General features: G+C 56.0%; 6 protein-coding genes. 1 reads left to right on the top strand and 5 read right to left on the bottom strand.

The window, feature by feature from the left end; genetic code table 11:
• Positions 1-15: 15 nt before the first annotated feature.
• The 5 genes from ABDW36_RS17275 to ABDW36_RS17255 form a co-directional block, all read right to left on the bottom strand.
• Positions 16-927 (bottom strand): DUF5017 domain-containing protein, encoded by a 912-nt coding sequence (locus ABDW36_RS17275; RefSeq protein WP_343703176.1) that lies wholly within the window; start codon positions 925-927, stop codon positions 16-18.
• A 29-nt stretch (positions 928-956) separates the two neighbouring features.
• Complete coding sequence (locus ABDW36_RS17270) at positions 957-2,540, bottom strand: RagB/SusD family nutrient uptake outer membrane protein (RefSeq protein WP_343703175.1); 1,584 nt, start codon at positions 2,538-2,540, stop codon at positions 957-959.
• A gap of 22 nt (positions 2,541-2,562) precedes the next feature.
• Entirely contained in the window at positions 2,563-5,706 is a 3,144-nt protein-coding gene (locus ABDW36_RS17265) for a TonB-dependent receptor (RefSeq protein ID WP_343703174.1), read from the bottom strand.
• Positions 5,707-6,392: 686 nt separating this feature from the next.
• The gene (locus ABDW36_RS17260; protein WP_343703173.1) at positions 6,393-11,609 is read right to left on the bottom strand and encodes an AAA domain-containing protein; all 5,217 of its coding nucleotides are present in this window, start codon (positions 11,607-11,609) and stop codon (positions 6,393-6,395) included.
• Positions 11,606-11,764 (bottom strand): hypothetical protein, encoded by a 159-nt coding sequence (locus ABDW36_RS17255; RefSeq protein WP_343703172.1) that lies wholly within the window; start codon positions 11,762-11,764, stop codon positions 11,606-11,608. The genes ABDW36_RS17260 and ABDW36_RS17255 overlap by 4 nt, the downstream gene beginning before the upstream one ends.
• Before the next feature lie 32 nt (positions 11,765-11,796).
• On the opposite strand from ABDW36_RS17255, the gene ABDW36_RS17250 reads away from it, so the two are divergent.
• Positions 11,797-13,965 (top strand): TonB-dependent receptor, encoded by a 2,169-nt coding sequence (locus ABDW36_RS17250; protein ID WP_343703171.1) that lies wholly within the window; start codon positions 11,797-11,799, stop codon positions 13,963-13,965.
• Positions 13,966-13,970: the final 5 nt, after the last annotated feature.

Raw genomic sequence — 13,970 nt, 5'->3', positions numbered from 1 at the left:
CGATTTTCTCTTGCCTTACGGCGTTACCGTAATTTCCAATTCTTTCAGCACCTGCTTCTTATCATGGATATTTGAGTTGGCGGCCACAAAAGTGGCTTTATAAGTGCCGGGCTGGGTATAAGTATGGGTATACTCTTCCAGCCGGGAATTGGCATATCCTTTTACCGGAACGCTGCGGTCTGGCCCCATGTCTACACTGCCGGGCTGTACCGGCTGTGAAATGCACCAGTCTTCCGTATAGGCCGTTGTATTGACGGCGTTTGCCCGCAGGGTAATGGTGGTGGAGGTAATAGAGGAGCGCCCGGTTTCTTCCTTCGGCCCCTCATACACCAGCAGCCAGCCGGCGCTCACCTGGTCTGCCAGCGTTTGCGTACCGATGGAGGTATTGCTCTTCAATGAAAAGCTCTGCACCCTCCACGTTCTGCCCGCGCCCAGGGTGGCTACAGGCTGGTTCATCACATATTTAAATGCAATGAACAGCGGCTTACCATCTACCACAATATCATTCAGGCTCTTGCTGCCGGAGTTGATGTAGGTAGTGCCGGTAGCGATGGTAAACCGGTTTGTAATGTCTACCCAGGTGGCGGCCTTCACATCTCCAATGTTGTACTTGCCGTTGAAGTCTGTAGAGGCCCAAACGGAGAACTGGTTGGCCTGGGAGCCGTACTGCGTGTTGGTGTTGAAAGACATGAACACTTCACCGGCTTCCACAATGCGGCCGTCTTTGAAGGCATAATCGTTCCCCACTTCCCCGGAATAAAAAGAGATCAGGCCGGGGTCTCCATTGAACTTGAATTTAACGGCCTCACCGGTCTTTACGGTAAGGGATTCTGCCGTTACGTCAAACGCTGGATCATCTACATCTGTTTTCTGGCAGGCAGTGGCGGAAAGGAGGCAACCCAGCAGCAAATAATATATCGGTTTCATAATTGCAGTGTTTTAAGGTTAGCGGGATGTTACCAGCCCGGGTTTTGTGTGAGGGCTTTGTTCAATCCTAATTCCCTGGCAGGGATGGGCCACAGCTCGTCTCTTGCGCTGGCGTTGGTGTAGGAGCGGGCAGCGTATTTGAAAGCGCTGGGCGCCTCGCCGTCTATCTGGTTGGCCACGGCCTTCATAACGGGCATAAAGATGTTCCAGCGTACCAGGTCTCGTTTGCGCAGGCATTCAAAGGCCAGTTCTCTTGACCTTTCGTCCTGGATGAACTGGCGGAAGCTTTCTTTGTCCAGCCCGGTGATGTCTGCCGCATCAGGCGTGCTGGCCGGTTTGCCGAACGCCCTTCTCCTGACCTGGTTCAGCGCTTCGTACGCTTCCCCGGTAGGGCCGTTCACTTCATTTTCCGCTTCGGCAAACATGAGCAGCACGTCTGCATAACGCAGCAGCGGGAAGTTGATGGCGCCGCCGTTCTTGTCTTTCGGCATTACCACTTCATGTTCCCGGCGCCATTTGCCGCTGTTCCTTTCATAGATCTGGCTGGCCGTCCAGTTGGTTTTTACGGCCGGGTTGCCGGCGGTGCGGTAGGGGGCTATGGTCCAGTCTCTCCGCAGGTCTCCCGCCTCAAAGGAGCGGAAAAGTTTGCCGGTAGGGTTGAGGAAGCCATAGCTGTAGGCAAACTTCGGGTCTGGCGGGTCTGTAGAGTAGGCAATGCCGTTGTTGCTGCCTACGCGGCCCGTTTCCCGGTAAGCGCCCTGGGTGTTGCCCCAGAACTCTAATTCCCAGATGCTTTCCTTGATGTCATACTTGTCCTGGCAATAATTCATGAACACGCCTTCAAAAGAGGGGTTGAGCGCGTGCTGGAAACCGTCTTCCTGCGGCTGCATCACTTTCAGCGCCCACTCCCGCGCGGCGGCGTACTTGGTGGCATCATTGATTGGGTGGCCGGCCATATAGAGGCAAACACGGGCCAGCATGCCGCGTACGGCAGACTTGCTGATGCGGCCGCCGTGGCCGGCCTCGCTGGCGGTGAGCACCAGCCCTTCTGCCGCCGTCATATCAGCCACCACCTGGTCATATACTTCTTTGGCCGTAGCCCTGGGAAAGTTCACGGCGTTGGCGGAACCTACCGGCTCCAGTATCAGCGGCACGCCGCCGAAGTTGCTCACCAGCAGCAGGTAGTAGTAGCCCCGGAGGAAAAGCGCTTCGCCTTCAATGGCATTGCGTTTCTTTTCGTCCATAGCGGGCTTTTTAACGTTGGCCAGCAGCAGGTTGGCGCGGTTGATGCCCTCGTATACAAAACGCCACCAGGAAGTAATGATGGGGTCTGTGGCAGACACGTCATATACAGACACGCCGGTCAGCTCACCGGAGCGGGAATAAAAACCTTCATCCGCATCCAGGCCCATTCTGCCCAGCATCCTGTCACCATATGTTTCAGACTTGCCCAGGTTGCTGTACACACCGGCCAGGGCAAATTTGAGCTGTTCTTCATTACTGTAATAATTCACCGGCGACAAAAAATCATTGGGCCTGGTGCCCAGGAATTTTTTACAGCCGCCTATACCTACGCAACAGCAGGCTATCAGCAAAATGTGTATGTATTTCATATGCATCTTTGTTGAGTATGGTTTAGAAGGAAGTATTGAGACCGAAAACAATGGTGCGCGCCCGCGGGTAGGCAGACCAGTCAAAGCCCGGCGTGAGCGTGCTGTTGCGGGTAGATACCTCGGGGTCCATGCCGCTGTAGTTCGTCCACGTGTAAAGGTTCTGCACGGAGGAGAACACGTTCAGGCTGCGGATGTGCGCGCGTTTCAGCCAGGCTGAAGGCAGTGCATAGCTCAGGGAAATGGTTTTCAGGCGCAGGAAAGAACCGTCTTCCAGCACCCTTGAAGAATAGGCGCCGCCGGGGCCCTGGCCGCCGGCACGGTGCAACGTGTTGCTGGGGTTCTCCGGCGTCCAGCGGTTGGCGTAGTTGGCAAACTGGTTGATGTTGCCGCTGCCTTTGCCGTTGCCTTCAAACAGCAGGCGGTTGGCGTTGTAGATCTTGGCGCCGTAAGACCACTGGAAAAATATATGCAGGCTGAGGCCGCGGTAGGTAAAGTTGTTGGAGAAACCGCCGAAGTGTGTAGGCATGGTGCTGCCAATCACCGTCTGGTCATAGCTGTCTACCACACCATCCCCGTTCAGGTCCCGATAGCGGATGTCTCCCGGTTTGATGTTGGCGCGGGCGCTGCCGTTGGTGGGCCGGTCTGGCTTCAGGATGTACTGGCCGGAAGGGGTTTGGTCAAAGTCTTCAAACTGGTACACGCCATCCCAGATATAACCGAAAAACTGCGCCGCGGGGCGGCCAATTTCGGCTACGTAGAGGAAGGAGTTGTTAAACGCTGTTTCCCATGATACGAGGGAGAGCATCCTGGTTTCATCATCACTCAATGCCAGCACCTTGCTGTTGTTGAAGCTGATGTTGAAATTACTTTCCCAGCTGAAGTTCTTCTTGCGCACGTTCACCGTAGTGAGCGTCAGCTCCAGGCCCTGGTTCTGCATTTTACCAATGTTCTTGAACGCGCTGGCGTACCCCGTAACGTAAGGCATATTGGCGCGCAGCAGCATATCGTGCGTGGTTTTGCGGTAGAGGTCTACGTTTAGCTCTACCCGGTCACGGAAGAGGCCCAGGTCGTACCCGAGGTCTATCTGCTGCGTGGTTTCCCAGCGCAGGCCGGCATTGCCCAGGTTGTCTGCATGCACGCCTTTGGAGGGCGTTTCATTGCCCCAGGAGTAGTTGTCTGCCGCAGGGAAGCTGAGAGAGGGGAGGTAAGAGAAGTCTCCTACGCGGTTGTTACCGGTAACACCAAAGCTGCCTCTCAGTTTGGCGTTGGAGATGAAGCGCAGGCCTTTCATGAATTGTTCATCACTCATACGCCAGGCCACGGCACCGGAGGGGAAATAGGCCCACTGGTTGCCGGGCGCAAATTTGGAAGAACCGTCTGCACGGAAAGAAAAGGTGAGCAGGTACTTGGATTTGTAATTATAGTTCACCCTGCCCAGGAAAGAGGCCAGGTTGGAACCGGAATACAGGGAGCTGGAAGAAACGGGAATACCTTCGTCCATGCCGCTGAGGCCCAGCTCAGGGTTGGGTATCTGCACCACGGCATAACCTTTCTGCTCCCGTTTGAAACCCTGCATGGTAAAACCGCCCACTACGTCCAGCGCATGTTTGCCGAAACGTTTTTTATAGGTCAGCGTGTTCTCGTTCATCCAGTCGCGGCGGTTATCATTGCTGGTATTGGCCTGCACGCCGCGGGAGCTGGGCAGCAGGGGCGTACCGCGGGAAGTATTTTCATTGTAGAACTCGTCCCGCTGGTCCAGCCGGTTGTTGATACCCGCAGTTACCTTGAGGGTCAGTTCCGGCGTGATGGCGTAGGTGGCGTAAGCATTGGCCATGAGGTTGGTGCTGCGGCGCTCGCGCAGCTCGTTTTTGGCGGATACGATGGGGTTCACCCGGTAGTCGTTGGCATGGTCTATTTCAGGGTCCATCAGCTCATCTTCCAGCGAATTGTCATCGTCAATATCAGACTCGCTGCCTGTTACCGGCCGGTAAGCCCAAACGGCATACATGAGGGTGCTGGTGGCGGAGCCGGCCACGCTGGCGGGAGAGGCCAGCTGCCCGAAACTTTTGATCTGGCTGTAGTTGATGTTAACGCCGGTCTTCAGTTTTTTATTGATGGTCTGGTCTAACGCGATCCTTCCCTGGTAGCGGTTCTGGCCGGAGTTGATCACCACCCCGTCTGCGCTGTTGATAGAGCCGGAAATGGAATAACGCGTCTGTTCGTTACCGCCCCTTACGGAAAGGTTGTGTATCTGGGTGCTGCCCGTGCGGAAGAGCTGATCTTGCCAGTTGATGCCGGGAATGCTTTTATAGGAATCCAGCGTTTTACCGTCTTTAAGATAAGTGGCCGTGGCGCCGGTGGGGTTTCTTTCCAGCATGTAACGCACAAACTCGTAGGGGCTCATCATGTCCATCCGTTTGGTAACCTGGTTAATACCCAGGGAGCCGTTGTAGGCTACTACCGGTTTGCCGGACTTGCCTCTTTTGGTTTCTATCACCACTACGCCGTTGGCGCCGCGGGCGCCGTAGATAGCGGTGGCGGAAGCGTCTTTCAGGATGCTGATAGACGCAATATCATCAGGGTTGAGGGCCGCGTTTTCCGGGTCTTCAATAGGGAAGCCGTCAATAACGTAAAGCGGAGAATTGCTTTGTGTGAGGGAGTTGGCGCCCCTGATCACAATGTTGATGCCTTCGGCGCCGGGCTGCCCGTCATTAGAAGACACCTGCACGCCTGCAATGCGGCCGGCCAGGGCCTGGTCAAAAGACTGTACGGGAGCTTTGGCAATATCGTCCATGTTGACGAGGCCTACGGAGCCGGTGAGGTCTTTTTTCCGTACCGCGCCGTAACCCACTTCAATTTCATTGAGGGTGGTGGCGCTTTGGGAGAGGCGTACCTGCAGGCTGGTGTTGGCGCCTACCCGCAGCTCGCGGCGGCTGTAGCCCACAATGGTGAATACCAGTGTGTCTGTGGGCGCGGCCAGGATGCTGAAGCGGCCGCTGGCGTCTGCGGAGCCGCCGGTGCTGGTGTGTTTTACGCGGATGCTGACGCCCGGTATAGGCTCGCTGGTTGCTGCGTCGGTCACCGTGCCGCTGATTCGTTTACGGTCCTGCGCCTGCCCTTGGTAAAAAACACCTGATACCAGCAACAGGAGGAAAGGGATTCCCATTCGGCCACTAAGCCGTTTACACGTAAGGTTCATACGGTATGTTTTTAATGAATTAAAATGATCAGCATCAGGCTTTTACGGCCTCATAAGCAGGGCGGGGGAGGTTGTTCCCCTTTTTGCAAACGTTTTCATGCATGCAGGTGCGGTTGTACAGCCACAGTTGCGCGTGGTGAGGGGCAAATTGCCTCCATGGTATGAATTGCGCTTCGGTAAACGTGTCTTCAAGCCGTGGAAATTTGCCTTGCAACCTGCGTTATGCAAGCAGACGCCGGTGATTAAACCGGTGCCCGCCTCATGCCCGTGTACGTACCCGTATCCTGTCGGTAAAAGCCTGATCTGTTTTTACAGCTAATTGCGTTTTTGTGATTCTTAAATGATTATGAAACCTGTTCTGTTGTTGCCGAGCCGTTGGCCTGTTTGCGAAATCAACATTTAACGGCAACCCTCTTACATTTTGGTCAATAAGTGCGGGAATAATAAACGATGGACGAAAACGGGTACGTACACGAAAATAGGAAACAAGTTCAAAAAATGAAACTTTTTCACTTATTAATTTTTCTGAAGAAGTGGAAAATGTGTTTTTTTGACGACGGGCCGGGTGTTTGCGTCAGGAGGCTTGTAACCGGATGGTGCAAAAAAAAACGGCGCACCCGGAGGGAGGCGCCGGTTTTTGAACATTTTGCGGGCTAGAACAACTCCGGTCCCCCACCTGCCTCCCGCCAGCCGGCGGCCTTCTTTTCTTCTACGAGCCTGCTTTTTTCCTTCTCCGCATCTGCCGCGTCCATACAGGTCTGCACCTGGATCTGCCCTTTGGTACCGGTTTTACCTTGCCTTATAAATAACCGGGCGCCGCTGATGGCGGCTTCCCAGAACTTTTCGTTTTTGCCTTCTCCCTGCAGCAGGCGGGTGGTGCCTTCCGGCACGTTTTGCTGCGGCAGCAGGCTGTTAAGCGGCGCTGCGCCGGGCGCCTTGCCCAGGTGCCTGAGCAGGTCTTCCATTACCCGCTGCGGCTGCAGCAGCCAGTCTTTGGCGTATACGGTAACGGTTTTCCAGCCGAAGTTTTCCAGGATGGCGGGGCGCTGGTAATATTGTTCCAGCACGTTGCCATGCTGGTAATACTGGTCATCGTCTACCATGATGCTGAGCGCATAGGCTTTGTCTTCCGGCTTGACCTTGACCGCCAGCGAACATTTGAAGCCTGACTGGCCTACCTGTTCATTTACGGTAAAGCCCTGCTGCTCCAGCTGCTCCCTGATCTCGCGCAGTATAACGGTACCGCCTGTACGGGGGCGGGTAGTGTGCCGGCCGGAAGAAAGCCCCTCCAGTATACCCGATGCGGCGCCCATATTGCCGGTGCTCACCATTTCCGCGTACTGCAGGAAACGGCGCAGGTAGCTGGCGCCGGCATTGTACACATTCGTGATCTGGTGGTGGCGGATGCTGCTCACTACGGCCATATGTTTCTTTGCGCGACTGAAAATTACGTTCAGCCGCTTTTCCCCGCCTTTTTTATTGATGGGGCCAAAGTTCATCAGCATTTTGCCGCGGTGGTCCGGCGCGTAACAAACGCTCATGATGATGATGTCTCTTTCATCTCCCTGCACGTTTTCCAGGTTCTTCACAAAGAGCCCGGTGAACTGTCCGTCTTCCGTGCGCTCGGTGGCATCTTCCAGCAGCTCCTCAAATTTTTTATCCGTAGCGGCCAGCGCCTCCAGCGCGGTATTGATAGCATGCTGCTGCTCCTGGCTGAAGGCTACAATGCCGATGCTTTCCGGCATTTTTTTGAGCAGCAGCTCACGCACCAGGTGGGCAATGTAAGTGGCCTCCGCGGTGTTGCCGCGTTTGAGGTAAATGCCGCCGGGCAGGTGGTGAAAGCTGATGCTCCTGTCTTGCAGTGCCGCGATGTTAAACAGGGCGTCTGAGGGCTCTTTTACGCTGATAGCGGGTTTGGGCGCATCGTGAATGCTGCGGTCAGGAATGGTGAGCAGCGCGGCATCATAAAACGCGTGGTTGCTGAAGCTGATCAATGTTTCAAAATGGCTGCGGTAGTGCCAGCCCAGCATGTAGCTGTTCATTTTGCGGGCGCCCTGCACCAGCAGGCTGTCTGCATCTGCGCTCAATATCTCGTCCTCTTCATCGTCCCGCTCCAGGTCATCAGGGTCTCCGCTTTTGGCGGAAAAAAAGTCTGTAGGCGGCATCTGCCGGTCATCTCCCACAATAATGGTCTGCGGGGCCCGGTAGAGGGAGGGCACGCCTTCTTCCAGCGTGATCTGGCTGGCCTCATCAAATATAACAGCGTCAAAGAAAGGCTGGTCAAGCGCCAGGGAATCACTCACGCTGAGGGGGCTCATGAGCCATACGGGTTTCAGGTCTTTGAGCACCAGCCCGCTGCTGCGGCTGGTCAGCTCACGGATGCTTTTGTACCGCATGCTTTTGGCAAATTCGTTCTCCAGTATTTTGCGGCCTTCCGCATAGGCGCGGGCGTATTCCTGCTGCGTTTCTTCCACCTGGCTGGTGGCCTTTCCGCTGAGCTGCACGTGCTCTTTAAAACGGCCGCGCACCTGCGCGCGGATGTACTCCGCATTCAGCTGCAGGAGGGTATGGTAACAATGCCGCACCTGCTCCACGGCGCTTTCCAGCGTTTGGCCGGTGGTGTTGGCAAAACCTTTGTTGTGGCGGTAAAAATGCCGCAGGGTTTTATGGGCCATGCCGGCTTCCATTTCTTTCGGTTCCCACGGATACGTGCGCAGCGCCTGTTTGAGAGCGCCGGGCATGCCGAGGTAATTGCCCAGCGCGGGCAGCAGCTCTTCCAGCGCGGGCGCGTTGAGGCGGATGCTTTCCAGCGTGTCTGCCAGCGTGCGCAGGTTTTGCGGGGGCGCGTCCTGCAGCACCTGTTGCAGGCTTTGTTCCAGCTGATGGATATTTTCGTGCAGGCGGGCCAGTTGTACCACGGCTGCTTCCGCATGCGGGTGCTGGAGCAGGTATTGCAGCCCGGGCTCTTTCAGGTATGCCTGCAGCCGTTCTATAGACAGCCAGGTGAGGTCAATGTTATCTATATGGTACTGCTGCTGGGTGCTGCGGCGGGTATCTGCGACCAGGCGGGCGGCATCGTACTCTTCTTTCAATGACGTTAACAGCTGGCTGAAAACGGGCGGCACGCTGTGAGCGGAAAAATCGTACTGCGCGTGCAGGCGTTTTTTGAGCCGGCGCCAGTTGCCGGAAAGGAAACTCCAGAAAGAATTTTCATGCTGTGTTGCAATGGCCAGCGCCTGCAGCGTATCCTGCTCGCTGAACTTCTGCCGCCAGCCGGTGTTTTTGGCCGCGGCCTGCTCCGCGGCTTGCTGCAGTTCCCGGCATTGCTGCACGGCCTTTGCGAATTGCTGCGCCTGTTGGGTTTGCGGATCTACCAGCGCCAGGTTGCCGCTTTCCGCCAGCGGCAGCAGGAGCGTAGCATGGCGCACCAGCTGTTGCAGGGTGGAAAGGTCTTCTGCTTTCACTGCAGCGGTATTCACCGCCTGCATGATATTTTCCAGCAGGCCGCTGCTGCGTGTTACCAGTTTTTGCAGCAACGTGATGGGCTGCTCCGCGGCAAACACCTGCTCATTCACCTTGCTGAGCGGGTGGGTGGCAAATACCGGTTCTGCACCGCTTTCTTCCAGCGCTTCCCCCAACTGCTCCACCATGTTGCCGTATTGCAGCCATTGTTTATAATGCGGCACGGCCTCTTCTTCTGCCGCTTCCATGACCCGCAGCTGCGGCCGGAGGGCCAGTAGCCTTTCCATCAGCGCTCTTATGCCCAGGCCGGCATGTTCCTGCTCCTGCGCATGCGTATCGTGAAAATGCTGCAGCAGCTGCAGTTGCTGCTGCAGGTTATGCAGCAGGGCGCTGCGCCGGAGGGTAATGCTGTGCAGGTCAGGGCCGGTTTTGATAAAGGCTTCGTAGGTATGTTTCAGGTCTTTGATGAAAGCGCGTTTGTCTCCCTGGCTGTCATGAATATAACAGCACAGCTCGTCCAGCCCTTGTTGCTTCAGGCGGTGATACACCACATCCAGCGCCGCGCGTTTTTCGCAAACGAACAAAACCTGTTTGCCGCGGGCCACAAAATCTGCAATAAGGTTGGTGATGGTCTGGCTTTTGCCGGTGCCCGGCGGGCCTTGTATAATGTAGCTGCCGCCGTTGCGTGCTTGCACGATGGCCTGCGTTTGGGTAGGGTCTGCCTGGATAACATGGTACCAGTCTTCCGGCAAGGCGGCGGTGGTCTCCGCTTCGCTGACGGGACGAGGCTGCGCGCTGAACAGCTGCTCAAATACCGGGTGCTGCTGTGGCTGGTCTAACACCGCATTGTAATCCTGCACCAGGCTCATTTTTTTGTAATTGAAATTGCCCAGCACCACGTGGCAGGTATCAAACTCCCAGCGGTAGGGATTATCTTGCCCTTCCGCCATTTCAAACAGCTCATGCTCCGCAGCGGGAACGGGCTGCGGGTTTTCCCTGCGCAGTTTCTGGTGGTATTGCTGCAATGTTTCGCGCGCTTCCTTATAGATCAGCCTGATCCTCGGCTTCTGCATGTATTGCAGCACTATGCCGCGGTTGGCGCCTTCTATTTGTACCTGCAGCTGGCGGTGGAACTGTTCCACGCTCATTTCTTCCAGGTCTACCATATCCGGCAGCACAATACCATATAGCTCCCGCAGCTGGTTGGCCAGCACGGGGTTCACTTCCGCGTTGTTATCTGTAATGTCCAGCACGTACTGATCTCCGGCGGCATGTTTTTTCTTTTTCAGTTCTGCCGGTATCAGCAACAGCGGGCTGAGAATGCTTTCTTCCGGCTCTTCCGGGAGGTTGTACCATTTCAGGAAGGCCACCACCAGCTTCAGCTGGCTGAACCCGTACTCCTGCACATCCCGCCGGGCTTCCAGCCGTATTTTATTGAGCAAAGCGGGCAGGTAAGGATGGTCTTCAAAACGGAGGTATTTGTTGAGAGACAGCTCCTGCATGCCGGTTACTTTCTCCGCCACCTCTGCGTTCCAGGTAAAAAGCAGCTCCGGGCGGATGCTCTGGTGGTGCAGCACCATGGGCACGCTGCTGAGCGTGAGGTTGGCAAAACGGGCATTGGGCTTGTAAAAGAGCAGGCGGTTGCGGCGGCTGGTATCAAACAGGCGGTTGCGCAATTTGTTCAGGATGAACTCCTGCCGTTCTTTCCGTTCATGATGTACCCAGCCGGCCAGCTCGCTAAGGTCTGCCTGTTTTTCCGGATCAAAATCCCGGTAATGCTCCAGCCGGTGAATGGCTTCCGGCAGGTCTTGCGTGCGCTGCGCCCGGTCCAGCTCCGTCATTTCCGTAATGAGGGTGCCAATGGCGGGGTGCAGATGCCGGTGGCGAAGCGGGTGCAGGCGTTGCCGCGCCAGCTCGTCCAGCTGCTCCGGGTCGTAAAGATCAAGGCCCAGGGCCATGGAGGCCAGCACCAGGCCGAGGCAGAAAATGTCTGTCTGCGCATCGTGATGGCCCAGCAATATTTCATAGCTGCGGTAGCCCGGTATGTAGGCGGCATGCCGGAGCGGCTGCTGCGGGTCTTTGTGTATCAGCAGGTTAATGGCGGTTTCACTGTCTGTGTCCAGCTTCACTTTATCTACCACTTCCAGGTGCGGGTTATGTGCGCTGAAAAGGGCGGTCACCCGTTCCGGCGCGTCAAGCGGGGCGTGGGCCAGCAGCTCGTCCGTTTGTACGGCGCGGTTATTGACCAGCAGGGCATCCTGCTCAAATGCTGCTACCAGGCTGGCTTCATGGATACGTTGTACCTGCTTGAAAAGGGGAAGAACGGCGGCAATTACATCGTCCGTTGTATAGTTCCCGTGTTGAAAGGCAGTTGCCAGGAACTGCCGGAAAGAGATCGTAGTCGTCAAAGTAAAATATTATGCTGAAAGAGAAAGCCGGCATAGCTGACAGCCTGCTCAAAATTACCGATTTCCGTTAGCGGCCCCAAAGCAGAAGGATACATTTTTCCGGTTTGTTGCGGGAATTGCCCTGCTCGTCGCATTCCCTCCATCAATACCTGCATGGCGGGATATTTTGCACAAAAAACAAGCGGATATGAAAACTCTCTGCATCTTTTTTTTGCTCGCCGTTACGGCTTCTTATAACGCCTTTTCGCAACAGATTATTGGAAGGGTGACAGATAAAAGCGGCCGCCCGCTGGAAGGGGCCGGGGTGGCCATTATTGGCACCGCAGACGGCGCCACGTCAGATTCCACAGGCGCCTTCCGGTTCCAGACCAGCGCTGCCGGCCCGCTCATGCTGCAGGTGAGCTACCTGGGCTATAAAACCCGTGAAGTGCCCGTGCAGGCGGGCGTACCCGTCACGGTAAAACTGGTAACAGACCCGGCCACGCTGGCCCCGGTAGTAGTGTCTGCCGGCAGCTTTACGGCGGGAGATAAAAGCAAAGGCGCGGTGATGACCGCTATGGACGTAGTGTCTGTTGCCGGTAACGGCGGAGATGTGGCCAACGCCGTGCGCACCTTGCCCGGTGCGCAGCAGATCGGTGAACGGGAAGGGTTGTTTGTGAGAGGCGGTACCGGGCTTGAAACGCGGCAGTTCATAGACGGAACATTAGTACCGCAGCCTTACTTTGCCGCACTGCCTGGCCTGCCGCAATTTAACCGCATTTCTTCTCCTTTTTTGTTTGACGGCATTGTGTTCAGCAGCGGCGGGTACTCCGCGCTCTATGGCCAGGGCCTCAGCGGGGCGCTGGTGCTGGAAACGCAAGACCTGCCAGACAAGTCATCCGCCGTTGTGGGCATTTCACCCATGGTGGCCGTGGCCGGCGTACAACGCCTGGCGCGCAACAAACGCAGCAGCTTCAGCCTGAATACCCGGTACATGACCTGGGAATATTATGCGCGCCTGGTACCGCAAAACCCTGAATATGCCAAAGGGCCGGCTTATGCTATTACAGAAGCCAACCTCAGGGCCAAAACCGGGAAAACGGGCATGCTGAAAGTATACGCCAATTTCGGTTACCACCACGCCGGGCTTTACAAAAATGATGTAGACAGCACCGCGCTGCGGAACGGTTTTATGTCTGAAGACCGCAACCTGTACGTGAACATCAGCCACCGCAGCATGCCGGGCAAAAACTGGCGGCTGGACCTGGCCGCGGCCTTCAACCATAATACAACGGATATACGAAGAACCGTCACAGATGCTTTTAAAAACCCTGTTCACATTCCGCAGGCGCCATATCTCTATAAAGAAGGAGACAGCAGCGCTACAGAAACCTTTGCCCAGGCGCGTGCCGTAATCAGCCGTTATTTTCCCGGCAGCCAGGTGCTGCGCGCCGGGGGAGAAGTACAGCTGGGCTGGCGTGACGAGCTGTATGCCGCCTTTGCGGAAATGGAATGGAAACTGGCCACGTCACTGGCGCTGCGCACCGGCTTGCGGTTTGAGCACTCCCGCCTGCTGCGTGACGCTGTGCTGGCGCCACGGATCAGCCTTGCTTACCGCCTCGGCAGCAACTCGCAGTTGAACGCGGCATACGGCGTGTTTTACCAGAAGGCGGAGATGCCCTACCTGTTCACCAACCCTGACCTGCCGCAGGCCAAGGCTACCCACTACATCCTGAACTACCTGCGGCATGGCAATAACCGGCTGTTCAGGGCGGAGCTGTTTTACAAACAGTACAACCGGCTGCTGACCACTACCGGCCAGCCGGCCATGAACGGTCGCGGCCAGGCCCATGGGCTGGAGTTTTTCTGGCGGGATAAAAAAAGCATCCCCCTGCTGGACTACTGGGTGAGCTATTCCTACCTGCATACCAAACGGGAACACCTCCATTACCCTGGTTTGCTGGCGCCGTCATATGCCGCCCCGCATACGCTCTCCATAGTGGCCAAACGTTTTTTTGAGCCCATCCGCACCAGCGTGAACCTTTCTTACGCCTATGCCGCGGGCCGCCCGTACTATGATATTTCAGCCACCGGCCAGCTGCGCGACAAAGGCACCACCAAAGCCTACAGCGTGCTGAACCTCAGCCTGGCCCATATGCTTTCCCTGTTTCCGCACTGGAAGGAAAAAGACTTTACGGTGATTGCATTGGGTGTTAACAACATACTGGGCACCAAACAGGTGTTCGGATATGAATACAGTTACAACGGGGCCAACAAGGCGCCGCTAACACTGCCGGCTACACGCAATTTCTTCATCGGCATTTTTATGAGCCTGGGAATAGACAGAACGGCAGATTACCTCAACGAAAATTTATAATAAAA

It is taken from the genome of Chitinophaga sp. (assembly GCF_039596455.1).
Lineage (GTDB): Bacteria > Bacteroidota > Bacteroidia > Chitinophagales > Chitinophagaceae > Chitinophaga.
Note: the sequence above shows the minus strand (reverse complement) of the source record. Positions and strands in the feature narration are given on the sequence as shown.